At 62.8% G+C, this 25,037-nt stretch carries 20 protein-coding genes; 6 read left to right on the top strand and 14 right to left on the bottom strand.

What is annotated here, in order from left to right; all coding sequences use genetic code 11:
- Positions 1–80: 80 nt before the first annotated feature.
- The 7 genes from cmk to mtnA form a co-directional block, all read right to left on the bottom strand.
- Positions 81–812 (bottom strand): (d)CMP kinase, encoded by a 732-nt coding sequence (gene cmk, locus AC19YR_RS02510; RefSeq protein WP_095107464.1) that lies wholly within the window; start codon positions 810–812, stop codon positions 81–83.
- A complete protein-coding gene (locus AC19YR_RS02505; protein ID WP_500597041.1) occupies positions 767–2,974 on the bottom strand; it encodes a bifunctional prephenate dehydrogenase/3-phosphoshikimate 1-carboxyvinyltransferase in 2,208 nt (735 codons plus the stop codon). Before AC19YR_RS02505 ends, cmk begins: the two co-directional genes overlap by 46 nt.
- A 28-nt stretch (positions 2,975–3,002) precedes the next feature.
- Complete coding sequence (hisC, locus tag AC19YR_RS02500) at positions 3,003–4,115, bottom strand: histidinol-phosphate transaminase (protein WP_095107462.1); 1,113 nt, start codon at positions 4,113–4,115, stop codon at positions 3,003–3,005.
- 11 nt (positions 4,116–4,126) lie between these two features.
- A complete protein-coding gene (gene pheA, locus AC19YR_RS02495) occupies positions 4,127–5,221 on the bottom strand; it encodes a prephenate dehydratase (RefSeq protein ID WP_095107461.1) in 1,095 nt (364 codons plus the stop codon).
- Positions 5,221–6,306 carry a 3-phosphoserine/phosphohydroxythreonine transaminase gene (serC, locus tag AC19YR_RS02490; RefSeq protein WP_500597009.1) on the bottom strand — a complete coding sequence of 362 codons (1,086 nt, stop codon included), beginning with the start codon at positions 6,304–6,306 and terminating at the stop codon, positions 5,221–5,223. Before serC ends, pheA begins: the two co-directional genes overlap by 1 nt.
- A 204-nt stretch (positions 6,307–6,510) precedes the next feature.
- A complete protein-coding gene (gene gyrA / locus AC19YR_RS02485) occupies positions 6,511–9,162 on the bottom strand; it encodes a DNA gyrase subunit A (RefSeq protein ID WP_095107459.1) in 2,652 nt (883 codons plus the stop codon).
- 414 nt (positions 9,163–9,576) lie between these two features.
- Positions 9,577–10,653 carry an S-methyl-5-thioribose-1-phosphate isomerase gene (gene mtnA / locus AC19YR_RS02480; protein WP_500597008.1) on the bottom strand — a complete coding sequence of 359 codons (1,077 nt, stop codon included), beginning with the start codon at positions 10,651–10,653 and terminating at the stop codon, positions 9,577–9,579.
- 108 nt (positions 10,654–10,761) lie between these two features.
- On the opposite strand from mtnA, the gene AC19YR_RS02475 reads away from it, so the two are divergent.
- From AC19YR_RS02475 to AC19YR_RS02455, 5 genes are all read left to right on the top strand, one after another.
- The gene (locus AC19YR_RS02475; RefSeq protein ID WP_500597006.1) at positions 10,762–12,108 is read left to right on the top strand and encodes a TRZ/ATZ family hydrolase; all 1,347 of its coding nucleotides are present in this window, start codon (positions 10,762–10,764) and stop codon (positions 12,106–12,108) included.
- 51 nt (positions 12,109–12,159) lie between these two features.
- Positions 12,160–12,858, top strand: coding sequence for a bifunctional 2-polyprenyl-6-hydroxyphenol methylase/3-demethylubiquinol 3-O-methyltransferase UbiG (gene ubiG / locus AC19YR_RS02470; RefSeq protein ID WP_095107456.1), 699 nt, complete (start codon positions 12,160–12,162; stop codon positions 12,856–12,858).
- A gap of 4 nt (positions 12,859–12,862) precedes the next feature.
- Positions 12,863–13,534 (top strand): N-acetylmuramic acid 6-phosphate phosphatase MupP, encoded by a 672-nt coding sequence (gene mupP / locus AC19YR_RS02465; protein WP_500597004.1) that lies wholly within the window; start codon positions 12,863–12,865, stop codon positions 13,532–13,534.
- Positions 13,535–13,580: 46 nt separating this feature from the next.
- Entirely contained in the window at positions 13,581–14,321 is a 741-nt protein-coding gene (locus AC19YR_RS02460) for a YciK family oxidoreductase (RefSeq protein WP_095107454.1), read from the top strand.
- Between the two features lie 308 nt (positions 14,322–14,629).
- The gene (locus AC19YR_RS02455; protein ID WP_095107453.1) at positions 14,630–15,556 is read left to right on the top strand and encodes a GGDEF domain-containing protein; all 927 of its coding nucleotides are present in this window, start codon (positions 14,630–14,632) and stop codon (positions 15,554–15,556) included.
- Between the two features lie 18 nt (positions 15,557–15,574).
- Here AC19YR_RS02455 and AC19YR_RS02450 read toward each other — a convergent pair whose 3' ends face one another.
- The 7 genes from AC19YR_RS02450 to AC19YR_RS02420 form a co-directional block, all read right to left on the bottom strand.
- A complete protein-coding gene (locus AC19YR_RS02450) occupies positions 15,575–16,327 on the bottom strand; it encodes an iron-containing redox enzyme family protein (RefSeq protein ID WP_371856218.1) in 753 nt (250 codons plus the stop codon).
- 77 nt (positions 16,328–16,404) lie between these two features.
- On the bottom strand, positions 16,405–18,864 hold the full coding sequence (locus AC19YR_RS02445; protein WP_500597002.1) for an EAL domain-containing protein: 2,460 nt from the start codon (positions 18,862–18,864) through the stop codon (positions 16,405–16,407).
- 207 nt (positions 18,865–19,071) lie between these two features.
- Complete coding sequence (locus tag AC19YR_RS02440; protein WP_095107450.1) at positions 19,072–20,883, bottom strand: ABC transporter ATP-binding protein; 1,812 nt, start codon at positions 20,881–20,883, stop codon at positions 19,072–19,074.
- Positions 20,876–21,478 carry a DsbA family protein gene (locus tag AC19YR_RS02435; RefSeq protein ID WP_176465063.1) on the bottom strand — a complete coding sequence of 201 codons (603 nt, stop codon included), beginning with the start codon at positions 21,476–21,478 and terminating at the stop codon, positions 20,876–20,878. Before AC19YR_RS02435 ends, AC19YR_RS02440 begins: the two co-directional genes overlap by 8 nt.
- A gap of 36 nt (positions 21,479–21,514) precedes the next feature.
- Positions 21,515–22,453, bottom strand: a complete 939-nt coding sequence (gene trhO, locus AC19YR_RS02430; RefSeq protein ID WP_095107448.1) for an oxygen-dependent tRNA uridine(34) hydroxylase TrhO — start codon at positions 22,451–22,453, stop codon at positions 21,515–21,517.
- Between the two features lie 102 nt (positions 22,454–22,555).
- On the bottom strand, positions 22,556–22,855 hold the full coding sequence (locus tag AC19YR_RS02425; protein WP_095107447.1) for a BolA family protein: 300 nt from the start codon (positions 22,853–22,855) through the stop codon (positions 22,556–22,558).
- 8 nt (positions 22,856–22,863) lie between these two features.
- The gene (locus tag AC19YR_RS02420) at positions 22,864–23,379 is read right to left on the bottom strand and encodes a DUF2059 domain-containing protein (RefSeq protein WP_095107446.1); all 516 of its coding nucleotides are present in this window, start codon (positions 23,377–23,379) and stop codon (positions 22,864–22,866) included.
- A gap of 192 nt (positions 23,380–23,571) precedes the next feature.
- Here AC19YR_RS02420 and AC19YR_RS02415 point away from each other — a divergent pair, with 192 nt between their 5' ends.
- Positions 23,572–24,966 (top strand): class II fumarate hydratase, encoded by a 1,395-nt coding sequence (locus AC19YR_RS02415; RefSeq protein WP_095107445.1) that lies wholly within the window; start codon positions 23,572–23,574, stop codon positions 24,964–24,966.
- The last annotated feature ends 71 nt before the right edge of the window (positions 24,967–25,037 follow it).

The following is a 25,037-nucleotide window of genomic DNA, read 5'->3' as shown; positions in this document are numbered from 1 at the left end:
CATCCCAGACGATGTGGGTTACGTTCATATAAAAGAAAAGCCGCAGGACTATGCCTGGAGTCCCCTGCGGTATTTCTTGGTCACCCGGCGATATCGCGAATGGCGATCTCGCTCATGATGCGTTCCAGCACCTGCTCGATGGACAACTCCGTGGAATCCAGCTGTATAGCGTCAGCCGCCGGTTTGAGCGGGGCTACTGCTCGCTGGGTATCGCGCTCATCGCGCGCACGGATCTCATCTAGCAGACTCGACAGACTAACATCATCGCCCTTGGCCTTCAACTGCAAGTAACGGCGACGCGCCCGCTCCTCGGCGCTGGCGGTCAGGAAAATCTTCAACGGGGCATCGGGGAACACCACCGTACCCATATCGCGGCCATCGGCCACCAGGCCTGGGGCCTCCTGAAACGCGCGCTGGCGTTGCAGCAGGGCTTCGCGCACCGCTGGCAACGCCGCCACCTGGGAGGCACCGGCACCAACGGTTTCGGTGCGGATGGCGTTGCTGACTTCGTCGCCTTCCAGGATCGTGCGCTGCAACTGGCCATCAGTGGCGGCAATGAACTGCACGTCCAGATGAGCGGCGAGTTGTTTGAGCAACTCTTCATTAGTCAGGTCGACGCCATGATTGCTCGCAGCAAAGGCCAGCAAACGGTAAAGGGCACCGGAGTCCAGCAAGTTCCAGCCCAAACGCTTAGCCAGGATTCCGGCAATAGTGCCTTTACCCGAGCCGCTTGGCCCATCAATGGCAATAACCGGCGCTTTGATATTCACGACTGAGCCTCTTGCGCGACGCGGATGCCGACCTGCGCGCATAGCGCGAGAAAGTTGGGGAAGGAGGTCGCGACGTTGGCGCAGTCATGGATGCGGATCGGTGCAGTGGCGCGCAAGGAGGCGACGCTGAAGGCCATGGCGATGCGGTGATCGCCGTGACCGTGTACTTCTCCGCCGCCGATCAGGCCACCATCGATGATGATGCCGTCCGGCGTCGGCTCGCACTTGACGCCCAATGTCAGTAGGCCATCCGCCATGACCTGAATGCGATCGGACTCTTTCACCCGCAGCTCCTCAGCGCCACGCAGCACAGTACGTCCTTGCGCACACGCCGCAGCGATGAACAGCACCGGGAACTCGTCGATCGCCAGCGGAACCAGCTCTTCAGGAATCTCAATACCCTTGAGCTGCGCCGCGCGCACGCGCAGATCCGCCACCGGCTCGCCACCGACCTCTCGCTGGTTTTCCAGGGTGATATCAGCCCCCATCAAACGCAGGATGTCGATGACGCCAGTGCGAGTCGGGTTTATGCCGACGTGCTCAAGCACCAGCTCGGAACCTTCGGCAATGGACGCTGCCACCAGGAAGAACGCGGAAGAGGAAATATCCCCCGGTACTTCGATATGGGTTGCGGTCAGCTTATGCCCGGACTCGACCGAAGCGGTGGCGCCATCCACCGCCACCGGGTAGCCAAAACCACGCAGCATGCGTTCGGTGTGGTCGCGGGTCGGTGCTGGCTCGGTAACAGTGGTCTTGCCTTCGGCATAGAGCCCCGCCAGCAGCAGGCAGGATTTAACCTGGGCGCTGGCCATCGGCATGCTGTAGGTCAGGCCTTTAAGCGGGTGACCACCACGGATCACCATGGGCGGTCGGCCTTCGGCGGCGGTTTCGATCACGGCGCCCATTTCCCGCAGGGGATTGGCTACCCGGTTCATCGGCCGCTTGGACAGCGAAGCATCGCCCGTGAGGGTGCTGTCAAAACTCTGGGCGGCCAACAGCCCCGAGAGCAGGCGCATCGATGTACCGGAGTTGCCCAAGTAGATCGGGCCCGGCGCGGGTTTCAAGCCGTGCAAGCCTACGCCGTGAACGGTGACACGGCCATGGTGCGGGCCTTCGATCACCACGCCCATGTCGCGGAACGCCTGGATGGTTGCCAAGGCGTCTTCGCCTTCAAGAAACCCTTCGACTTCGGTGGTGCCCTCGGCGAGGGAGCCCAGCATGATCGAGCGGTGGGAAATGGATTTATCGCCCGGTACACGGATCCGCCCAGTCAGGCGGCCACCAGGATTTGCCAGGAAAATCAGATCGTTGGAGTTCATAGCGTCCACATAGGCCCGGCGGGCCAGGATTTTACTGAAATGCTCGCGGGCAACCCGGGCGCGCGTAAAGACGCCCAACAGTTGGTGCCCATCCCCTGCATCGACCGCGTCGCGCAAGGCGTCGAGATCGCTGCGAAATGTATCGAGTGTGCGCAGGACAGCATCGCGATTGGCGAGAAAGATGTCGTGCCACATAACCGGGTCGCTGCCGGCGATTCTTGTGAAATCGCGGAAACCACCAGCAGCGTAACGGAAGATCTCCAGGTTTTCATTGCGCTTGGCCAGCGAATCGACCAGGCCGAACGCCAGCAAATGCGGCAAATGGCTGGTCGCCGCCAGCACTTCGTCGTGGCGCTCGACCTGCATGTGCTCGACATCGGCGCCCAATTCGCGCCACAAACGGTCGACCACCGCCAACGCACCCGGATCGGTTTGCGCCAGCGGCGTCAGGATCACTTTGTGGCGGCGGAACAGTTGCGCATTGGACGCCTCCACCCCGCTCTGCTCGGAGCCGGCAATCGGATGGCCCGGCACGAACCGTGCCGGCATCTGGCCAAAAGCCACGCTGGCCGCACGCACGACATTGCCCTTGGCGCTGCCGACGTCCGTCAGGATCGCCTGCCCCAGCTGCATGCCAGCCAAGCGCACCAGCAGTTTTTCCATGGCCAGGATCGGCACCGCCAACTGGATCACATCCGCACCTTCGCAGGCTGCAACCAGGTCTTCTTCACAGCGGTCGACGACACCCAGCTCCACTGCCAGCTTGCGCGACTGCGGATCGAGGTCGACGCCAACCACTTCGCCACACAGCCCGCTTTCACGCAGGCCTTTGGCGAAGGACCCGCCGATCAGCCCCAGGCCCACCACCACCAAGCGCCCGATCATAGGTGCAGCAGATTGCAGCGCGGTGACATCAACCACGGGCCAGGACCTTGGCCAGCGCCTCGAGGAAGCGGGCGTTTTCCGCGGCCAGGCCAACGGTCACGCGCAGGTGGTTCGGCATGCCGTAATTGGCCACCGGACGCACGATCACGCCTTCATGCAGCAGGCCCTGGAACACGGGCGCCGCCACCCGGTTCAGGTCCACACAAAGGAAGTTGCCACGGGAAGGAATCCAGCCCAGGCCCAGCTCGCGCAAACCGGCTTCAAGCTGGGCCATGCCCGCCTCGTTCAACCGGCGGCTTTGCTCCAGATACTCGCTGTCCTGCAACGCGGCGCAGGCTGCGGCCAGGGCCAGGCTATTGACGTTGAAAGGCTGGCGCACGCGGTTCAGCACATCGGCGACCACGGCCGAGGACAAACCGTAGCCGACCCGCAATGCCGCCAGGCCATAGGCCTTGGAGAACGTGCGCGAAACCAAAAGGTTCGGATAGGCCGCGAGAAAATCCAGGCCGTCGGGCAGGTCGCTGCCCTCGGCGTATTCGATGTAAGCCTCGTCGAGCACCACCAGCACCCGCTCGGGCACGTCCTGCAGAAACTCGTCCAGGGCCTCGGCGCTGAACCAGGTGCCCGTCGGATTATTCGGGTTGGCGATGAAAACCACGCGGGTATTGCTGTCGATGGCTTCAAGCATCGCCGACAGGTCATGACCCCAGTCGATGGCCGGGATCACTCGGGCCTCTGCGCCCACAGCCTGGGTGACGATGGGGTACACCGCGAACGCGTGCTCGCTGAACACCGCATTGAGGCCCGGCGCCAGGTAGGCCCGCGCCACCAACTCGAGGATGTCGTTGGAGCCATTGCCCAGGGTCACCTGGTCCGGTTCCACGCGGCACTGCTCGGCTAACAGGGACTTGAGGGCAAAGCCGTTGCCATCGGGATAGCGGGTCAATTGCGCCAGTTCGGCGCTGATCGCTGCAAGTGCCTTGGGGCTGGCGCCTAGCGGGTTTTCGTTGCTGGCCAGTTTGACGATGCGGGCCGGATCGATATCCAGCTCACGTGCCAGTTCGTCCACAGGCTTGCCCGGAACGTAAGGCGAAAGTTGTTGCACGCCCGGCTGCGCCAGTGCGAGGAAGTCGCCACTCATTATCAACGCCCTTAAAGAACTGCTTTGGGGTAGGAACCCAGCACCTTGAGTGCCACGGCCTCCTGACTGATTTTTTCCAGCACGCCCTTGACCAGTGGGTCGCGGTGATGGCCGATAAAATCGATGAAGAACACGTAGGTCCATTTACCGCTGCGCGAAGGACGGGTCTCGATCCGCGTCAGGTCGATGCCGTTGTCGTGGAACGGCACCAGCAATTCGTGCAAGGCCCCCGGTTTGTTGCTCATCGAGACGATGATGGAGGTCTTGTCGTCGCCCGTCGGCGGCACTTCCTGGCTGCCGATCATCAGGAAGCGCGTGGAGTTATCCGGGCGATCCTCGATTTTTTCCGCCAAGCGCGTCAGGCCATAGAGGCCCGCCGCCATGTCGCCAGCGATGGCCGCCGAGTTCCACTCACCCTTGACCCGCTTGGCCGCTTCGGCGTTGCTGGACACCGCCACGCGCTCGACATTCGGGTAATGGGCGTCCAGCCACTTACGGCACTGGGCCAGGGACTGGGCGTGGGAGTAGATGCGACTGATGCTGTCGGTCTTGGTGTTCTCGCCCACCAGCAAGTGGTGGTGGATACGCAACTCGACTTCGCCACAGATCACCATGTCGTGCTCGAGGAAACTGTCGAGGGTGTGGTTGACCGCACCCTCGGTGGAGTTTTCCACCGGGACTACGCCAAAGTTCACCGCCCCGGCCGCTACTTCACGGAACACTTCATCGATGGCCGCCATGGGCTTGCTGATGACCGCGTGGCCGAAATGCTTCATGGCCGCAGCCTGGGTGAAGGTGCCTTCCGGCCCCAGATACGCGACTTTGAGCGGCTGCTCAAGGGCCAGGCACGACGACATGATCTCGCGGAACAACCGCGCCATCTCTTCGTTACCCAGCGGCCCCTGGTTGCGCTCCATCACGCGCTTGAGCACCTGGGCTTCGCGCTCGGGGCGATAGAACACCGGCACTTCGCCTTCGGCCAGGGAGGCCATTTTCACCCGTGCCACTTCCTGGGCACAGCGCGCGCGCTCGCTAATCAGCTCTAGGACTTTCTCATCCAAGCTATCGATGCGCAGGCGCAGAGCCTTGAGTTCTTGCTCGGACATCAGCCGTGTTCCTTCTCGAACTCTGCCATGTACGCCACCAGCGCGTTGACCGCGTGGATGTCCACGGCGTTATAGATAGAAGCGCGCATGCCGCCCACCGAACGGTGGCCCTTGAGGTTCAGCAGCCCACGGGCCTCGGCGCCGACCAAGAACGACTTGTCGAGACGGTCGTCGGCCAGGCGGAACGGCACGTTCATCCAGGAGCGATCGGTTTTATTGATTGGGTTGCTGTACAGGCCGCTGGCGTCGATGAAGTCATACAAGGTGCGCTGCTTGACCTCATTGAGCTTGCCGATGGCCGCCACGCCGCCCTGCTCCTTGAGCCACTCGAACACCAGGCCGGACAAGTACCAGGCCAAGGTCGGCGGGGTGTTGTACATCGAGCCGTTGTCGGCCGCGACCTTGTAGTCGAGCATGGTCGGGCACAGGGAGCGGGCGCGGCCCAGCAGGTCTTCGCGGATGATGTTGACGACGATACCGCTGGGGCCGATGTTTTTCTGCGCACCGGCGTAGATCATGCCGAAACGGGAGATATCCACAGGGCGCGAGAGGATGTCCGAGGACATGTCGGCCACCAACGGTACGTCGCCGGTCTCGGGCACCCAGTTGAACTCCAGGCCACCGATGGTTTCGTTCGGCGCGTAGTGCACGTAGGCCGCGTCACGGTTCAGTTGCCACTCGTTCTGGCCGGGAATGGCGAAATAGTCGTAGGGCTTGGCGGTGGCGGCGACGTTGACGTGACCGTAGCGCGAGGCCTCTTCAATGGCTTTCTGCGACCAGATACCGGTGTCGATATAGTCGGCCGAGCCGTTTTCCGGCAGCAGGTTGAGGGGGATCTGGGCAAACTGCTGGCTGGCGCCCCCTTGCAGGAACAGCACTTTGTAGTTAGACGGGATGTCCAGCAGGTCGCGCAGATCCTGCTCGGCCTTGGTGGCGATGGACACGAATTCGTCGCTGCGATGGCTCATTTCCATGACCGACAGGCCCTTGCCGTGCCAATCGAGGAGTTCACCCTGCGCGCGCTGCAGGACTGCTTCAGGAAGCGCCGCGGGACCGGCACAGAAGTTATAAGCTCTCTTGCTCACATCCAATCTCACTCTGATCTGGTGGGGGTGGTGCAATAAATCTTCAGTTCATGCTTGCTCGGACGTGGGAGCGGGCTTGCCCGCGATGAAGTCGATACAACCGCTACATAGCTGTCGGCAGCAATAACGCCATCGCGGACAAGCCCGCCCCCACATACACAAACAACAAGGGGGCGAATTCTCATCCGCCCCCTGGGTGTCCGCTTACTCCTGCGGTTCTTCGTCAGCGGCAGCACCAAGCGGTTGGCTCTCACCCGCCTCGTCGCTCACGGCGCCGGCCTCGAACTCGGCCTCATCGCCATCGAACTCTTCACCTTCCACTTCCGAAGGCTCCTGCACCCGCTCAAGGCCCACCAGCGTTTCGTCGCTGGCCAACTTAATCAGGGTCACGCCCTGGGTGTTGCGGCCCAGGCTGGAGACTTCGTCGACCCGCGTACGCACCAGCGTGCCCTGGTCGGAAATCAACATGATCTCCTCGCCGTCGAGCACCTGCACCGCGCCCACCAGGCGACCGTTACGCTCGTTGCTGACCATGGCGATCACGCCCTGCCCGCCACGTTTGTACTCGGGGAACTCGCTGATGGCGGTGCGCTTGCCGTAGCCGCGGGCCGAAGCAGTGAGGATCTGGCTGCCTTCTTCGGGGATCAGCATGGAAATCAGCTTCTGCCCTTCTGGCAGACGCATGCCGCGCACACCACGGGCGGTACGGCCCATGGCACGTACATCGGATTCCTTGAAGCGTGTCACCTTGCCACCGTCGGAGAACAGCATGACTTCGCGCTGGCCATCGGTGATCGCGGCGCTAATCAGCACGTCGCCTTCGTCCAGTTCCAGGGCGATCAGGCCCACGCTGCGTTGGCGGCTGAACTGCTCCAGCGGGGTCTTCTTCACGGTGCCGTCGGCCGTTGCCATGAAGATGAAGTGACCTTCGGTGTATTCCTCGACCGGCAGCATGGTGGTGATGTACTCACCCTCACCCAGCGGCAGCAGGTTGACCAATGGGCGGCCACGGGCGGCGCGGGAGGCCTCCGGGATTTCATAGGTCTTGAGCCAGTACACCTTGCCCTTGCTGGAGAACAGCAGGAGCGTGGTGTGGCTGTTGGCGACCAGCAGGTGAGCAATGTAGTCCTCATCCTTGACGCCGGTCGCCGACTTGCCTTTACCGCCACGGCGCTGGGCCTGGTAGGCAGCGAGCGGCTGGGTCTTGGCATAACCGCCGTGGGAAATGGTCACCACGCGCTCTTCTTCCGGGATCATGTCACCCAGGGTCAGGTCCAGGCGCGCATCGAGGATCTCGGTGCGGCGCACGTCACCGTATTCGGCGCGAATCACTTCCAGTTCTTCGCGAATCACTTCCATCAGGCGCACGGCACTGTTGAGGATGCGGATCAGCTCGCCGATCTGGTTGAGGATTTCCTGGTACTCGGCCAGCAGCTTTTCGTGTTCCAGGCCGGTCAGGCGATGCAGGCGCAGTTCCAGGATGGCCTGGGCCTGTTCCGGCGACAGGAAATACTTGCCGTCGCGCAGGCCGTATTGCGGGTCCAGGGTCTCGGGACGGCAGGAATCGGCGCCGGCGCGCTCCACCATCGCCACGACGGCGCTGGATTCCCACGGCATCTTGATGAGGGCTTCCTTGGCTTCCGACGGAGTCGGCGAGGCCTTGATGAGGGCGATGACCGGGTCGATGTTCGACAGGGCAACGGCCTGGCCTTCCAGGATGTGGCCACGCTCGCGGGCCTTGCGCAGCTCGAACACGGTACGCCGGGTGACGACTTCGCGGCGGTGACGCACGAAGGCTTCCAGCAGGTCCTTGAGGTTCAGGATGCGCGGGCGGCCGTCGATCAGCGCGACGATGTTGATACCGAACACCGCTTGCAACTGGGTCTGGGCGTAGAGGTTGTTGAGGATCACCTCAGGCACTTCGCCACGGCGCAGCTCGATCACGACGCGCATGCCGTCCTTGTCGGACTCGTCACGCAGCTCGGTGATGCCTTCGAGTTTCTTTTCCTTGACCAGCTCGGCGATCTTCTCGATCAGGCGAGCCTTGTTCAACTGGTACGGCAGCTCGGTGATGACGATCTGCTGGCGGCCACCGACCTTGTCGATGTCTTCGATGATCGAGCGGGCACGCATGTAGATGCGCCCGCGACCGGTGCGATAGGCCTCGATGATGCCAGCGCGACCGTTGATGATCGCGGCGGTGGGGAAATCCGGGCCGGGAATGAATTGCATCAGCTCATCGACGGTCAGCTCGGGGTTGTCGATGAGGGCCAGGCAACCGTCGATGACTTCACCGAGGTTGTGCGGCGGGATGTTGGTCGCCATGCCCACGGCAATACCGCTGGAGCCGTTGACGAGCAGGTTGGGGATCTTGGTGGGCATGACCGCGGGGATCATTTCGGTGCCGTCGTAGTTCGGCACCCAGTCCACGGTTTCCTTGTGCAGGTCGGCCAGCAACTCGTGGGCCAGCTTGGTCATGCGAACTTCGGTGTATCGCATGGCCGCGGCGTTGTCGCCGTCCACCGAACCGAAGTTGCCCTGGCCGTCCACCAGCAGGTAGCGCAGGGAGAAAGGCTGGGCCATACGCACGATGGTGTCGTAGACCGCGGTATCACCGTGGGGGTGGTACTTACCGATCACGTCGCCGACGACACGGGCCGATTTCTTGTATGGCTTGTTCCAGTCGTTACCCAGTTCGCTCATCGCGAAGAGCACGCGACGATGCACGGGCTTCAAGCCATCACGCGCATCAGGCAGTGCCCGCCCGACAATTACGCTCATTGCGTAGTCGAGGTAGGACTGCTTCATCTCGTCTTCGATATTGACCGGGATGATTTCTTTGGCCAGTTCGCCCATGAGAAGCCTGATTCCTTTTTCTGGTGAAACCTCGTCACATCCATATGGGACGAACGAAGCTCGCCGGTGCAGGCTTTATGCCATGCATCGACTTACGACAAATCAACGAGTTGCACCACGGATTTGCGCAGTAAAGACAACCCCTTGGGGCTATCTCGGAAAACGCCGGATGGTATCACAATCGCCGCCACGCACCTATCCCTCTGATGCGCATGGAGCGTAGTTAGATGAGCGATGACGGGCTTGAGGGCGACGAGAGAAGCTCAGAGCGGGGGCGAATGCAGAATTGGCGGCCGATTGGGGCGGTTTGGCTGGCTGTGCGGCCCCTATCGCGAGCAGGCTCGCTCCCACCAAAACCCTTACCCGCGCGAGCAAGCTTGCTCGCGAGAGCCATTCATCAACCAGAATCGCCCATCAATGCAGGCGTTTGCGGCACATCAACTGGGCCATTTTCGCCATATCGGGCCGCTCGACAATGCCCTTTTCGGTGACGATCGCGTCAATCAGGTCCGCCGGCGTCACGTCGAATACCGGGTTGTACGCTTCCACGTCCGCCCCCACGCGCTTGCCACCGACCTCCAGCAGCTCGCTGCCGTCGCGCTCTTCGATGGGAATTTCGTCGCCGCTGGCCAGGCTCATGTCGATGGTCGAGCTGGGCGCCACCACCATGAAGCGCACGCCGTGGTGCATGGCGTTCACCGCCAGTTGGTAGGTGCCGATCTTGTTCGCCACGTCGCCATTGGCGGTGATGCGGTCGGCGCCGACGATGACCCAGGTGATGCCTTTGGTTTTCATGATGTGGGCCGCCGCGGAGTCGGCATTGAGGGTCACCGGGATGCCTTCGTTGGCCAGCTCCCACGCCGTCAGGCGCGAGCCTTGCAGCCAGGGCCGGGTTTCGTCGGCATAGACCCGTTCCACCATGCCTTCGATCCAGGCCCCGCGAATCACCCCAAGCGCTGTGCCGAAGCCGCCGGTGGCCAGGGCCCCGGTGTTGCAGTGGGTGAGGATCGCCTGGGCGTTGCCCTGGTGCCGGCGGATCAGGTCCACCCCCAGTTGCGACATGGTCAGGTTGGCTTCGCGGTCGCTCTCGTGAATGGCCAGAGCCTCAGCCTCCAGCGCCGCCAAGGGGTCGGCGTTGCCCTTGAGGCGGTACAGGCGATCGCTCATGCGGTTCAGGGCCCAGAACAGGTTGACTGCCGTGGGCCGAGAATCGGCGAGCAAGGCGAAGTCCTCTTCCAGCTCCACCTGCCAATCACCGCCGGCGGCAAAGCGCTCGCGGGCGGCCAGCACCACGCCATAGGCGGCGCTGATGCCGATGGCTGGCGCGCCGCGCACCACCATGGTGCGGATGGCCTCGGCCACACCGGCGGCGCTGGTGTAGGCGATCCAGCGCTCCTCGAACGGCAGGATGCGCTGGTCGAGCAGGTACAGGGCGCCATCGCGCCAATCGATGGCCTTCACCTTCTCCGCCGCCAACAGTCGATCGCGCATGCCTGACTCCCCACTCAAGAACAAAAGCGGCCGATTATAGCGATCCCCCCGCGAAGACGCTCGGGTATACTTCGCCGTCCTCTATAAAAGCCGCGGAACCCTGCCACGATGCCAATCTCTGCCCCTGCGCTCGACCTCTTGCTGCTGCCGACCTGGCTGGTACCTGTGGAGCCGGCCGGCGTTGTGCTCAAGGACCACGGCCTGGGCATCCGCGCGGGCCGTATTGTGTTTATCGGCCCCAGGGCCCAGGCCCTGAAGCTCAAGGCGCAAGAAGTGCGCGAATTGCCCGGCATGCTCATGAGCCCCGGCCTGGTCAATGCCCACGGGCACGCGGCAATGACCCTGTTCCGTGGCCTGGCCGACGACCTGCCGCTGATGACCTGGCTGGAAAACCACATCTGGCCCGCCGAGGGCAAGTGGGTCGATGAAGCTTTCGTCCGTGATGGCACCGACCTGGCCATCGCCGAACAGCTCAAGGGCGGCATCACCTGCTTCTCGGATATGTACTTCTTCCCCAAAGTCGCGTGCGAACGCGTGCACAACAGCGGCATCCGCGCGCAAATCGCCATGCCTATCCTCGACTTCCCGATCCCCGGCGCCAGCGACGCCGACGAAGCCCTGCGCCAAGCCATCGCGCTGTTCGGCGAGCTCAAGCACCACCCGCGCATCACCATCGCCCTCGGCCCCCACGCGCCGTACACCGTGGGTGATGAAAGCCTGGAAAAAGTGCGGGTCATCGCCGAAGAACTGGACGCTGCGATCCAGATGCACGTCCACGAAACCGCCTTCGAAGTGCACCAGGCCCTGGAGCAGAACCAGGAGCGGCCCCTGGCCCGCCTCGCACGCCTGGGCCTGCTGGGGCCACGCTTTCAGGCCGTGCACATGACCCAGGTCAGCGATGACGACCTGGCTTTGCTGGTAGAAAGTAACAGCAGCGTGATCCACTGCCCGGAATCGAACCTGAAACTGGCCAGCGGCTTCTGCCCGGTGGAGCGCTTGTGGCTGGCGGGCGTCAACGTGGCCGTCGGCACCGATGGCGCAGCCAGCAACAACGACCTCGACCTGCTCGGTGAAACCCGCACCGCAGCCTTGCTGGCCAAGGCTGTCGCGGGCTCGGCCACCGCCCTGGACGCCCACCGCGCACTGCGCATGGCCACCTTGAACGGCGCGCGAGCCCTGGGCCTGGATACGCACATCGGCTCGCTGGAAGTGGGCAAGGCCGCCGACCTGGTGGCCTTCGACCTCTCCGGCCTGGCCCAGCAACCCGTCTACGACCCGGTTTCCCAGTTGATCTACGCCACGGGCCGCGACTGTGTGACGCATGTCTGGGTCGCCGGTAAAGCCTTGCTTGAAGACCGCCGCCTGACGCGCCTGGACGAGCAGCAACTGTGTGCCACCGCCGTCGCCTGGGGCGAACGCATCGGCGGCCACCACCAACCGAATCAAGGGGCTTGAGCCACGACTCAAGCTCCGCCAACGCTTTCACTGGATTTAGAGGATGACCCCATGAGCAACGTTGACCACGCAGAAATCGCCAAATTCGAAGCCCTGGCCCACCGCTGGTGGGACCGCGAAAGCGAGTTCAAACCGCTGCACGACATCAACCCGCTGCGGGTCAACTGGATTGATGAGCGGGTCAAACTGGCCGGCAAGAAGGTCCTGGACATCGGTTGCGGCGGCGGCATCCTCAGCGAAGCCATGGCCCAACGCGGCGCCACCGTGATGGGCATCGACATGGGCGAAGCGCCCCTGGCGGTGGCCCGCCTGCACCAGCTCGAATCCGGGGTGAGCGTGGAGTACCGGCAGATCACCGCCGAAGCCCTGGCCGAAGAAATGCCCGAGCAGTTCGACGTGGTCACTTGCCTGGAGATGCTCGAGCACGTGCCCGACCCGTCTTCGGTGATCCGCGCCTGTTTGCGCATGGTCAAACCCGGTGGCCAGGTGTTCCTGTCCACCATCAACCGCAACCCCAAGGCTTACCTGTTCGCCATCATCGGCGCCGAATACATCATGAAGTTGCTGCCGCGTGGCACCCACGACTTCAAGAAGTTCATCCGCCCGTCCGAACTGGGCGCCTGGAGCCGCGCCGCCGGCCTCACCGTCAAGGACATCATCGGCCTGACCTACAACCCGCTGACCAAGCACTACAAACTGGCCGCCGACGTGGACGTCAACTACATGATCCAGACCCTGCGCGAGGAATAAGCCGATGGCCATCAAAGCGGTTCTTTTCGACATGGACGGCACCCTGCTCGACACCGCGCCGGACTTCATCGCGGTGTGCCAGCGGATGCGCGCCGACCGTGGCCTGGCACCGATTGCCGACCAGCACATCCGCGACGAAATCTCCGGTGGCGCCAAGGCGATGGTTGCAGTGACCTTCGCCATGGACCCCGAATCGCCCGGTTTCGAAGCGCTGCGCCAGGAATTTCTAGAGCTGTACCTCAAGGACTGCGCCGTCCATACCAAGCTTTTCGACGGCATGGCCGAACTGCTGGCCGACCTGGAAAAGGCCAACCTGATCTGGGGCGTGGTCACCAACAAGCCACTGCGCTTCGCCGCACCGATCATGCAACGCCTGGGCCTGGCCGAACGCTCGGCCCTGCTGATCTGCCCGGACCACGTCACGAACAGTAAACCCGACCCTGAACCCCTGACACTGGCCTGCAAGATGCTCGACCTCGACCCGGCCAGCGTCCTGTTCGTGGGCGATGACCTGCGCGACATCGAATCGGGCCGCGACGCCGGCACCCTGACCGCCGCCGTCACCTACGGCTATATCCACCCCGACGACAACCCCCACAACTGGGGCGCCGGTGCGGTGGTGGACCACCCGCTGGAACTGCGCAAGGTGCTGGATAACGCGCTGTGCCGCTGCTAGAGCGCCGCTTGCGGCCACCTGCTTATTGTTTTGTTGAGGCTTAACTATGTTTGATTACTCCGCTCGCCCCGAACTGCTCAAAGGCCGGGTCATCCTGGTCACCGGCGCCGGTCGTGGCATCGGCGCCGCTGCGGCGAAAACCTACGCCGCCCACGGTGCCACCGTATTGCTGCTGGGCAAGACCGAAGCCAACCTGACCCAGGTCTACGACGAGATCGAAGCCGCCGGCCACCCGCAACCGGTGGTGATCCCGTTCAACCTGGAGACCGCCCTGCCCCATCAATACGATGAGCTGGCAGCCATGGTCGAAAGCGAGTTCGGCCACCTCGACGGCCTGCTTCACAACGCCTCGATCATTGGCCCGCGCACTCCGCTGGAGCAGCTGTCAGGCGAGAACTTCATGCGCGTGATGCAAGTCAACGTCAACGCCATGTTCATGCTCACCAGCACCCTGCTGCCGCTGCTCAAGCTGTCCCAGGACGCCTCGGTGGTGTTCACCTCCAGCAGCGTCGGGCGCAAGGGCCGCGCGTATTGGGGCGCCTATGGGGTGTCGAAGTTCGCCACCGAAGGCCTGATGCAAACCCTGGCCGACGAAGTGGACACCGTGGCGCCGATCCGCTCCAACAGCATCAACCCCGGCGCTACCCGCACCAGCATGCGCGCCCAGGCGTACCCAGGCGAGAACCCGGGCAACAACCCTACGCCCGAGGAAATCATGCCGGTTTACCTGTACCTGATGGGCCCGGACAGCACCGGGATCAACGGCCAGGCGTTCGACGCGCAGTAACCCCCGTGGCGCGCCGGTAAACCGGCGCGCTGCTCGCCCCTCCCCGCCCCCCGCGCCTATCTCAGCCAAGTTTCTGCCACTGCGCTTCTCGCCGTGTTCCGCAAAATAATCCAAGCATCTGAATTGAAACGAGTTTTATCAAACTGAACCGAATGGCACGACTTTCGCTCTAAACCCTGCAAACACGCCGCGTGGCAGCGAGTCCGACTAGACTGATAGCACTTGTCCTACGGGACTGATGGATCAGTGGATACAAAGCTTTCACTCGGCCTGTAAGACAGCATTTCGTGCTCAGGGGCCCGTGCCATATGAAATCACCCACCCAGACCCACGCCATCGACTTCGACAGCGCCAAATTGCAGCGCCTGGGCTTTGGGCAGCAATCGCCTCTGGTGCAGCGCACGATCAGCCTGGGTCAACTGCGCCAGCAACTGGGCCTGCAATTACAGACCAGCCTGGAGCCGCAGCGCATCCTGGGGTTGTTTTTCCGTGAGATCCAACGCCTGGTGCCGCTGCACGCCCTGAGCTACGAACACCAGGCCAGCGACCTGCGCCTGGAGTTCGGCCAACGCGGCCACCATTGCGTCAGCTACAGCCTCAGCCACGAAGGCGAGCACCTGGGTGAACTGGTATTTCGCCGTAACCAGCGCTTTAGCGAGGAAGAGTTGGCCAGCCTGGAGTCGCTGCTGTCCTGCCTGCTCTACCCGATGCGCAACGCCCTGCTCTACCGCGCCGCCACCCAGAGCGCCCTGCGCGACCCATTGACCGGCACCGGCAACCGCATCGCCATGGACCAGACCCTGCAACGGGAAATCGACATGGCGCGCCGCCACCTGCAACCGCTGTCGCTGCTGATGCTCGACATCGACCACTTCAAACGGGTCAACGACAGCCACGGCCACAACGCCGGCGACAAAGTGCTCAAAGCCGTGGCCGCGGCGATAAAGGGCCAGTTGCGTAATGTGGACATGGTGTTCCGCTTCGGCGGCGAAGAGTTCCTGATCCTGCTCTCCAACACCAGCCGCGAAGCCGCGGCCCTGGTGGGCGAACGTCTGCGCCACGCCGCGCAAGCCCAGGACTATCGGGCCGACACGGTGCCCATCGAACTGACGGTCAGCCTCGGCTGCTCCACCCTGCTGCCCGGTGAGTCCGCCGAAAGCCTGATCCGCCGCGCCGACAGCGCCCTCTACGTGGCCAAGCGCGAAGGCCGCAACCGCTTGGCGATGGCGGGGTAGGCACCCCGCCAGGCCACTTCAGTCGTCGGCCAGGGCCAAGCACGCGCGAGCCACCGGGGCTTTTTCCAACTGCATGCAGCGTTCCAGGAACAGGTACATGTAGTCGTAGCTCTTGCAAATGGCCTGGCGCAGTTCCACCTGCAACTGCGCCGAGGGGTTCATTCCGGCCAGGGTGCAGATGATCTCCAGCGCCTCCCAAGGGTGCGCGTCGTCGTACTGGGCGTGCATCTTCAGCCACTTCATCGCGCCCTTGCGCGCCTCTTCGGGGAACGCTGCCGCGTAGGCCCCGGTGGAACACACCAACGCCGACCATTCACCCGTCGCGCCTTCGATGGCGTAGTTGGTGGCCGCGATGGCCACGATCAGCGAATCGGCCGAACTGGTGTGCCAGCACCAGTGGCTCAAGGCGTGCAGCTCCGGCGCCACCTGTTGCGCCTGCAAATCCTCCAGCGTCACGCCATGGGCGCGGCTCCAGTTGACCCAGTAATCGGCGTGGTTGAGCTCCACACGGATGTTACGCATCAGCCAGCGGCGCGCCATGTCTTCGCCGGGGTGGCGGGCGAAGCGGGTCTTGGTCAGGTTTTGCGCCATGTACAAGGCAAACTGCTCAACCACCGGCCAGCCGCCGATCAGGTAATGGCGCATTGTCTTGGCGCCCAGCTTGTTGTCGCGCATGCGTTGGTACAACTCGTGCTCGACGACCCGGCGCTTGCTCTCGCTGCATTCGCGGATCAGCTTCTGGGCCCAGACGGGGTAACTGGCGGCGTCCATGAGCGGGCCGGTGCGGTTGAATGTATCGATCACTGTCGAGCTCCTTTTGATGGTGATGATGAAGATCAGCCGTAAGTTCAGCGAAAGGTGCCGGGCGCCTTGAACAACAACGGTTGCGGCCGCACAGGGCGGCACAACAGGCTGTCGCAGGTAAATAGTTGTGGGCGCTCAATAATATAACCCTGAGCAAAGTCCACACCGATTTCCAATAACGCTTGTTCGATCTGGGGTGACTCAACGAACTCGGCAATAGTGCGTTTACCCATGACATGGCCAATGTGATTGATAACTTCGACCATGGCGCGATTGATCGGATCGTCCAACATATCCTTCACGAAACTTCCGTCGATCTTCAGGAAGTCTACAGGTAAATGTTTTAGGTACGCGAACGAAGACATCCCGGCACAAAAATCATCCAATGAAAAAAAGCAACCTAAGCGCTTGAGTTCATTGATAAATCTAATTGCGCTAGCGAGATTGGCGATGGCGCTTGTTTCAGTTATTTCAAAACAAATCATTTCTGGTGGAATATCGTAAGTTTTGAATTGCTCCCGCAGAAAGTCCAGAAAACTCTCATCTCCGATAGTAATACCTGACAGATTAATCGCACACATCGCCATTGTTCCCGGGCGTTCCTGAGCAATACATTGAGCAATGATCTTGAATACGTTATGAACTACCCAACGGTCTAACGAAGGCATCAGACCATAACGTTCAGCAGCCGGAATGAAACTACTGGGCAAGATCATCCGGCCCGCTTCGTCATGCAGGCGCAGGAGGATTTCCACATGGCCGCCGCCCCGTTCGGTGAGGCCCAGGGCGGCGATTTCCTGGGCGTAGAGGCAGAAGCGGTTTTCCTCCAGAGCGAGGTGCAGGCGCTGCACCCAGGCCATCTCGCCAAAACGCATGGACAGTTCCGAGTCGTCGGCGTGGTACACCTGCACCCGGTTACGGCCCTTTTCCTTGGCCATGTAGCAGGCCATGTCCGCGGCGCGCAGGGAGGCTTCCAGGGTGGTCGGCACCTGGCTGATATGTACCAGGCCCACGCTGACGGTGGTCACGAACGGGCGCCCCTTCCACACGAAATGCAGGTTCTGCACGGTTTGGCGCAAGCCTTCGGCGATTTTCTCTGCGGCTTCGGGGGCGCAGTTCTCCAGCAGAATGCCGAACTCGTCGCCGCCCAGTCGTGCCAGGGTGTCGCCCTCACGCAGGCCCGACTGCAACAGCGCGCAGATGTGCCGCAGCAACTCGTCCCCCGCGGCGTGGCCGCAGGTGTCATTGACCAATTTGAACTGGTCCAGGTCCAAAAACAGCACCGCGTGGCGCCCCGGGTGGCGGAGCAAGCCGTGCAGGGCTTGTTCGAGGCGGTACTCAAACTCGCGGCGGTTGGCCAGCCCGGTGAGGGCATCGTGGGTCGCCTGCCATGAGAGGTTGGCGATGTACTGGCGTTCCTGGGTCATGTCGTGCAGCACCAGCACGGTGCCGCTGACTTTGCCGGCATTCAGGATCGGCGCACCCACCAGGGTTACCGAAACGGTGCTGCCATCGAGGCGCTGGATCAGCTTGGCATGCTCACTACCGCCGCCGAGTTGGCCGTTGAGAATGTGCTCGATCAGGGTGAAGCCTTCGGCCTGGGCATTTTCATCCAACAGGTTGAACAGCGCCGCCAGCGGCAGGCCTGTGGCCTGGGAAGCTTTCCAATGGGTCAGCGCCTCGGCGGCCGGGTTCATGTAGGCGATGGCGCCTTCTACGTCAGTGGTGATGACCCCGTCGCCGATGGACTGCAAGGTAATCTGCGCTCGCTCGCGCTCCATTTGCAGAGCATCGGCAAAGGCGTGGCGCTGAGTCAGCAACTTGTGGGTGCGCAACAGCGCCAGGGCGATCATGCCCAGGGCGGTGGCCAGGTTGATAGTCAGCAGCAGGCGCAGCATCACCCGCGAGCCCTCTCCCAGCGCATCGCTAAAGCCCTTGGCCGCCGGGGTCACCCCTTCGTTGATGGCCAGGATCAGGTTTTTCCAGCGGGCGACATCGGCGGCGCTAACGCGGTTATCGAGGATTTTCTCGTGCATCTCCCGGGCCACGGCGTCCAGTTGCACCAGGTAGCCGTCGCCCTCGGCCCACAGGTCGATGGCTTTTTCCAGGTAGCTGAAATGGCGGAAGTTGAGGTACAGCCAGATCAGCCGGGTGACGTCATCCGGGTGGTTGCCGCCCTTGAGAATGCCCTGGCGCGCCGCGTCCAGATCCGGCGGATGGCGGTCCAGGGCCACGCGCAACTCATGGCCGCCCTGGGGCACGGCGATGGCGTGGCGGTATTTGAGCCAGACCGCCTCATCGCGCACGTCGGCGTAGAGGCTCAGGTAATAGATGGCGTCTTTCTGGCCCTTGGACCACAAGCTCTCGCCCGCCACATAACCGCGCACGGCCGACAGGACATACAGGCTGAAACCACCCAGCAATGCCTGAAACAGCACCGCGGTAATAAATGGCCAGACGATGCCCAACAACCGCGGCGTTCCGAGAGTCCGCTTTTGCTTCATGACGTCCCTTGCATAAGCACTGCCAGATGAACACCCGAGAGGTTCTTTCTCCTAATCAGCACAGCCTAGGCTAGTTTTCAGTAATGCAAAGGCAAGATATCTGACACGAGATGGATTTAACTCCTACAGTCAGGCGCCAGGATTCCAGCGCCAGGTTTGCATCATGTATTCAGGGAGTTAGGGCGCGAGCGGCACCCTCGAAGGGCTTCAGCGAACCTGCTGCAAATGCCCGTAGAGCTTGGCGTAAAGGCCGCCGTCGGCGATCAGTTGCTGATGGTCGCCATCTTCGGCGATGTGCCCGCCGTCAAACACCAGCACCCGGTCTGCTTGCTTAACCGCCGACAGGCGATGGGCGATTATCAAGGTGGTGCGCCCGCTCAAGAACCGCGCCATAGCCTGGTGCAGGTTGTACTCGGTGGCGGCGTCCAGGGCCGAGGTGGCCTCGTCGAGAATCACCACTTTGGGCTCGGCGAGCACCATGCGGGCGATGGCCAGGCGCTGGCGCTGGCCGCCGGACAAACGCACCCCGGAGCGGCCGACCACGCTGTCCAGGCCTTGGGCCAGGTTGCGGATGGTGCCGTCGAGCTGGGCGATTTCCAGGGCGTGCCAGCAGGCCTCGTCGCTGCGTTCGCGGCCCATGGTCAGGTTGGCGCGCACCGTGTCGTTGAACAGTGCCGGGTGCTGCAGGACCACGGCGACGTTTTCGCGCACGGTTTCCAGGCCGATGTCCTCCTGGCTCGCGCCGCCGAAGCGGATACTCCCCGCCTGCGGCGTGTACAGGCCCAGCAGCAACTGCACCAAGGTGCTCTTGCCGCCGCCGCTGGCGCCGACGATGGCGACTTTTTCGCCGGGAGCAATGGCTAGGCTCATCTGGTCCAGCACTAGTTCATCGCCATAACCAAAACTCAGGCCGCGCACTTCGATGCCCACCGTCTCGCGGCCCTGGAACGGGTTGACGCCGCCGGGGTACTGGGGCTCATCGGCACGGGCCAGCAGTTCGTTGATGCGCGTGATGGCACCGCCCGCCGCGTAGTAGGCGTATTGCAGGTTCAGCAGTTGTTCCACCGGGCCGATCATGAACCATAGGTAGCTGAACACCGCGAGCATCTGGCCGATGGACAGATCGGAAAACAGCACGGTGAGCATGGCCGCCGCACGGAAGATGTCGATACCAAACTGGAACAGCAAGCCACTGGCCCGACTGCTGGCGTCGCTCTTCCACTGGGAGTTGACCGCGTAATCGCGCACTTCCCGGGCCCGCTGGCCGAGGCGGCCGAGGAAAAAGCCCTGGCGGTTGCCGGCGCGTACTTCCTGGATGGCATCCAGGGTTTCGGTCAGGGCCTGGGTAAAGCGCGAGGTGCTGTCGTTTTCCAGTTTCTTGAGGTGCTTGACCCGCTTGCCCAATTGCACCGTGGCGTAGATCACCAAAGGGTTGAACAGCAGAATCAGCAGCGCCAGTTGCCAGTGCATCCATAACAGGATCGCCGAGGTGCCCACCAGGGTCAGCATGGCCACCAGGAAACGGCTGAGGGTTTCGCCGACGAACTTGTCCACGGTGTCCAGATCGGTGACCAGGTGCGTGGTCACCGTGCCACTGCCCAGGCTTTCGTATTCGCCCAGGGAAATACGCTTGAGGCGCTCGATCAAGCGCAGGCGGATGCGGTACACCACGTCCTTGGCCAGGCCGACGAACAAACGCGCCTGCACCACGTTGAGCACCAGGGCGAAACAGCGCAGGGTCAGGGTGGCCAGGAGCATCAGGCCGATGTAGCCGGCGGGGGTCTGCCAGGCCTGCGGCAAGCCGTGGTTCATCAACTTGAGGGCTGCGTCGCCATTGCCCAGTAGCACTTCGTCCACCAGCAACGGCAACAGCAGCGGAATCGGCACGCTGCACAGGGTCGCCAGCACGGCGACGCCGTTGGCGAGCCACAGGGATTTTTTATGCTGCTGGGCCAGGCGCCGGATGTGCGCCCAACTCAACCGATCGGCGCGCCGGGGTTGCTCGGCGCCATCATGCACAGGCCGCGCGCTCCAGCCAGCGGCCCAACAGCGGCGACAACTGCTCCAGCGGCTGATAGCCATTGGTCAGCAAGGCCAGTTGGCCATTACGCTCGGCCAGCAAGGTGGGGAAACCGGCGATGCCCAGGTCCTGGACCCAAGCGAAGTCGGCCAGGGTGGCGGTGTGCTGCTCCATCCGGTCGAACGCGGCGGCGAACTCAATGCGCGGCAAACCGGCCTGCTCCGCCAATTCCACCAGCACGCTGGCGCGGGTGACGTCGCGGCCGTGAGCATAAAACGCCTGCTGGATCAGCTTGAGCAGGGCCCAGGCACAATCCGGTGCCAGGCCCCGGGCGGTGACCAGGGCACGGCAGGCAGGTTCGGTGTCGTAGACAAACCCCTCAGGCAGCGCGCCGTCGAACTTGAACGGCTGGCCGGTGGCCTCGTTAACTGCTTGCCAGTGTTCGAGGATGTAGCGCCGGGTGGTCGGCTCCAGGGCCGAACCGCTGCCGCTGCGCAAACCACCCATCACCAGGTGCAGCTCCACGCCCGCGGCCTGGGCCTGCTCTACCAACGCCTCGGCGACCGGGGCGAAACCCCAGCACCAGGAGCACATGGGGTCCATTACATAGAGCAAGCGCGCGGACATGGTTCAGGCCTCGGACGGTTGTTTGTAGTTGTAGCCAATGGGGTGTGGCTGGTTGCGGGCCTTGGCCAGTTCGATCTGCTTTTGCCGGTCGATGGCGCTGCGCCGGGTTTTCTCGCTCAGCTTATCCCAGCAATGGGGGCAACTGATGCCGGCCACATAGTGCTCGCTGGCCCGGTCTTCGACGCTAACAGGTGTGCGGCAGGCATGACATTGATCGTAGTCACCTTCGCTCAAGTCGTGGCGCACGGTGACGCGGTTGTCGAACACGAAGCAGTCGCCCTGCCACTTGGTTTCTTCGCGGGGCACTTCTTCCAGGTACTTGAGGATGCCGCCCTTGAGGTGGAACACCTCATCGAAACCCTGGCTGAGCATATAGCTGGAGGCCTTCTCGCAACGGATGCCACCGGTGCAGAACATGGCGACCTTCTTATGGCGGGCCGGGTCGAAGTTGGCTTTGATGTAGTCGGGAAATTCGCGAAAACTGGTGGTTTTCGGGTCGATCGCGCCTTCAAAGGTGCCGATCGCCACTTCGTAGTCGTTGCGGGTATCGATCAGCAGCACTTCGGGGTCGTCGATCAACGCGTTCCAGTCCTGCGGCTCGACGTAAGTACCGACCTGGCGGTTCGGGTCTACCCCTTCGACGCCCAGGGTCACGATCTCTTTCTTGAGTTTGACCTTGGTGCGGTAGAACGGCTGCTCGTCGCAGTACGACTCTTTGTGATCGATATCGACCATGCGCGGATCGTTCTTGAGCCAGGCCATCAGCCCGTCGATGCCTTCGCGGCTGCCGGAGACGGTGCCGTTGATGCCTTCTTCGGCGATCAGCAGGGTGCCCTTGATGCCGTTATCGACCATGGCCTTGAGCAGTGGCTCGCGCAGGGCGACGTAATCGTTGAGGGTGACGAACTTATACAGTGCCGCCACGACAATGGGGTGTGTCATGGGTGATTCTCCAGGTGGCTACCCGCGCAAGGGGTGAACCGGATAGACAAAAAAAACGCGCCGACTGAGCGGCGCGTGGCGCAGTCTAGCAAAAACCCCAGGTCAGTGCTTGCTGCCGCCGGCACAGGTGGGCGAGGCCGGGGCCGCGCCGGTCTGTGCCCATTCTTCGGGCGTATAGGTGTGCAGCGCCAACGCATGGAATTGGCCCATCAGGTCACCCAACGTGGCGTAGACCTTCTGGTGGCGCTTGACGCTGTTGAGCCCGGCGAATTGCTCGCTGACCAGCACGGCCTTGTAGTGGGTTTGCAACCCACGGCTGTGCATGTGGCTTTCGTCCAACACTTGCAGGTGCTCGGGGTTCAGGGCCGCGAGTGCCGCTTCGATACGTTGCTGCATGTTCATAGGCCTGCTTACTTTTTCTTCGCGGGAGCGGCTTTAGGCTCCAGCTCGGCGGTCATGTCAGCCAACAGCTTGTTGACCACCGGCACCGCGCTTTCGAGCTTGGCCTGGGTCAACTGGGCCGATTGCTGGGTCAGCTGCGGCATTTTTTCCAGGACTTTCTTGCCCAGCGGCGATTGGTAGAACGCGACCAGGTCCTTGAGCTCGGACTCGCTGAAGTTGCTGGTGTAGAGCTTGACCATGTCCGGCTTGAGCTTGTTCCAGCCGATGGCTTTGTCCAGGGCGGCATTGGCCTTGGCCTGATAGGTTTCCAGCAGGGCTTGCTTGGAGGCCGGGGCCTTGGTTTGCTCGAAGCGCTGGGCGAACATTTGCTGCACTTGCATGTACACCGGCGTGCCGAGCTTGTCAGCGTGTGCCAGGGTCAGGAAGGCCTCGGCACTGGCGTTGTGGCTGGCGGTGTCGGCAAGCGCCTGGCCGCTTGCGCAAACCAGAACAACCGCGGTACAGATCGCACGAAGACGAGTCATCAAGTTTCCTTTTCTAGCAGACGAGGTAAAACCCCAAGGGCGACCATTCTGCGCCTAACAATCACCGCCACTCAACCCCGGGGCGGGGCGCTTCTCATTTGCAACGCGCCAACGGCGCAAAAGGCGACCGATGGAACCCCGGCAACCCCATGCAGCCTAAGCTGCGCAACCCGACCTACAGGAGTAAGACCCATGAGCCGTATCGAAACTGACAGCCTTGGCCAGGTTGAAGTCCCGGATGACGCCTATTGGGGCGCGCAGACCCAGCGTTCGCGGGTCAATTTCGCCATTGGCGAGGAACGCATGCCCATCGCCGTGGTGCACGCCCTGGCGCTGATTAAGAAAGCCGCCGCGCGGGTCAACGACCGCAATGGCGACCTGCCCGCCGATATCGCCCGCCTGATCGAACAGGCCGCCGACGAAGTGATCGACGGTCAGCATGATGAACAGTTCCCCCTGGTGGTCTGGCAGACCGGCAGCGGCACCCAGAGCAACATGAACGTCAACGAAGTGATCGCCGGGCGCGCCAACGAACTGGCCGGCAACCCCCGTGGCGGCAAGAGCCCGGTGCACCCCAACGATCATGTCAACCGCTCCCAGAGCTCCAACGACTGCTTCCCCACCGCCATGCACATCGCCGCCGCGCAAGCGGTGCACGAGCACCTGTTGCCGGCCCTGCGCGAGTTGTCCGGGGGCCTGGCCGAGCAGTCGGCGCGGCACATGAAACTGGTCAAGACCGGGCGCACCCACATGATGGACGCCACCCCCATCACCTTCGGCCAGGAGCTTTCGGCCTTCATCGCCCAGCTCGACTACGCCGAACGCGCCCTGCGCGGCGCCTTGCCGGCGGTGTACGAACTGGCCCAGGGCGGCACCGCGGTGGGCACCGGGCTCAACTCGCCCCACGGCTTTGGCGAGGCCATCGCCGCCGAACTGGCGGCCTTGAGCGGCTTGCCGTTTATCACCGCGCCGAACAAATTCGCTGCGCTGGCCGGCCATGAGCCGCTGACCGCCCTCTCCGGGGCGCTAAAAACCCTGGCGGTGGCCCTGATGAAAATCGCCAACGACCTGCGCCTGCTGGGCTCGGGGCCACGGGCCGGGTTCGCCGAGGTCAAGTTACCGGCCAACGAACCGGGCAGCTCGATCATGCCGGGCAAGGTCAACCCGACCCAGTGCGAGGCCTTGTCCATGCTCGCCTGCCAGGTGCTGGGCAACGACGTGACCATCGGTTTCGCCGCCAGCCAAGGGCACTTGCAGCTGAACGTGTTCAAACCGGTCATCATCCACAACCTGCTGCAATCGATCCGCCTCTTGGGGGACGGCTGCCGCAACTTCCAGGAACACTGCGTGGCGGGCCTGGAGCCGGACCCGGTGCAAATGGCCGCGCACCTGGAACGCGGGCTGATGCTCGTCACCGCGCTGAACCCGCACATCGGCTACGACAAGGCCGCAGAGATCGCCAAGAAAGCCTATGGCGAAAACCTGACCCTGCGCGAAGCGGCGTTGCAGTTGGGCTACCTGACCGATGCGCAGTTCGACGAATGGGTCAAACCAGAACACATGCTGGAGGCCGGCAAACAGGGCTGAAGCCCTGAGGGAATGAAAAAGAGGCCGTCCACTACCGTGGCAGCCTCTTTTTTTGCGCCTCGTTCACGAGG

Source organism: Pseudomonas sp. MF08817 (assembly GCF_059862705.1).
The sequence above is the reverse complement of the archived record's forward strand: the minus strand, read 5'-3'. Positions and strand labels throughout refer to the sequence as shown.

What these genes read in the sequence shown, in the direction of transcription:
- cmk (WP_095107464.1), bottom strand. Translation starts at nt 812, where the DNA reads ATGCGCGCAGGTCGGCATCCGCGTCGCGCAAGAGGCTCAGTCGTGAAT.
- AC19YR_RS02505 (WP_500597041.1), bottom strand. Translation starts at nt 2,974, where the DNA reads ATGATCGGGCGCTTGGTGGTGGTGGGCCTGGGGCTGATCGGCGGGTCC.
- hisC (WP_095107462.1), bottom strand. Translation starts at nt 4,115, where the DNA reads ATGAGTGGCGACTTCCTCGCACTGGCGCAGCCGGGCGTGCAACAACTT.
- pheA (WP_095107461.1), bottom strand. Translation starts at nt 5,221, where the DNA reads ATGTCCGAGCAAGAACTCAAGGCTCTGCGCCTGCGCATCGATAGCTTG.
- gyrA (WP_095107459.1), bottom strand. Translation starts at nt 9,162, where the DNA reads ATGGGCGAACTGGCCAAAGAAATCATCCCGGTCAATATCGAAGACGAG.
- mtnA (WP_500597008.1), bottom strand. Translation starts at nt 10,653, where the DNA reads ATGCGCGATCGACTGTTGGCGGCGGAGAAGGTGAAGGCCATCGATTGG.
- AC19YR_RS02475 (WP_500597006.1), top strand. Translation starts at nt 10,762, where the DNA reads ATGCCAATCTCTGCCCCTGCGCTCGACCTCTTGCTGCTGCCGACCTGG.
- ubiG (WP_095107456.1), top strand. Translation starts at nt 12,160, where the DNA reads ATGAGCAACGTTGACCACGCAGAAATCGCCAAATTCGAAGCCCTGGCC.
- mupP (WP_500597004.1), top strand. Translation starts at nt 12,863, where the DNA reads ATGGCCATCAAAGCGGTTCTTTTCGACATGGACGGCACCCTGCTCGAC.
- AC19YR_RS02460 (WP_095107454.1), top strand. Translation starts at nt 13,581, where the DNA reads ATGTTTGATTACTCCGCTCGCCCCGAACTGCTCAAAGGCCGGGTCATC.
- AC19YR_RS02455 (WP_095107453.1), top strand. Translation starts at nt 14,630, where the DNA reads ATGAAATCACCCACCCAGACCCACGCCATCGACTTCGACAGCGCCAAA.
- AC19YR_RS02450 (WP_371856218.1), bottom strand. Translation starts at nt 16,327, where the DNA reads ATGGACGCCGCCAGTTACCCCGTCTGGGCCCAGAAGCTGATCCGCGAA.
- AC19YR_RS02445 (WP_500597002.1), bottom strand. Translation starts at nt 18,864, where the DNA reads ATGAAGCAAAAGCGGACTCTCGGAACGCCGCGGTTGTTGGGCATCGTC.
- AC19YR_RS02435 (WP_176465063.1), bottom strand. Translation starts at nt 21,478, where the DNA reads ATGTGCTCCTGGTGCTGGGGTTTCGCCCCGGTCGCCGAGGCGTTGGTA.
- trhO (WP_095107448.1), bottom strand. Translation starts at nt 22,453, where the DNA reads ATGACACACCCCATTGTCGTGGCGGCACTGTATAAGTTCGTCACCCTC.
- AC19YR_RS02425 (WP_095107447.1), bottom strand. Translation starts at nt 22,855, where the DNA reads ATGAACATGCAGCAACGTATCGAAGCGGCACTCGCGGCCCTGAACCCC.
- AC19YR_RS02420 (WP_095107446.1), bottom strand. Translation starts at nt 23,379, where the DNA reads ATGACTCGTCTTCGTGCGATCTGTACCGCGGTTGTTCTGGTTTGCGCA.
- AC19YR_RS02415 (WP_095107445.1), top strand. Translation starts at nt 23,572, where the DNA reads ATGAGCCGTATCGAAACTGACAGCCTTGGCCAGGTTGAAGTCCCGGAT.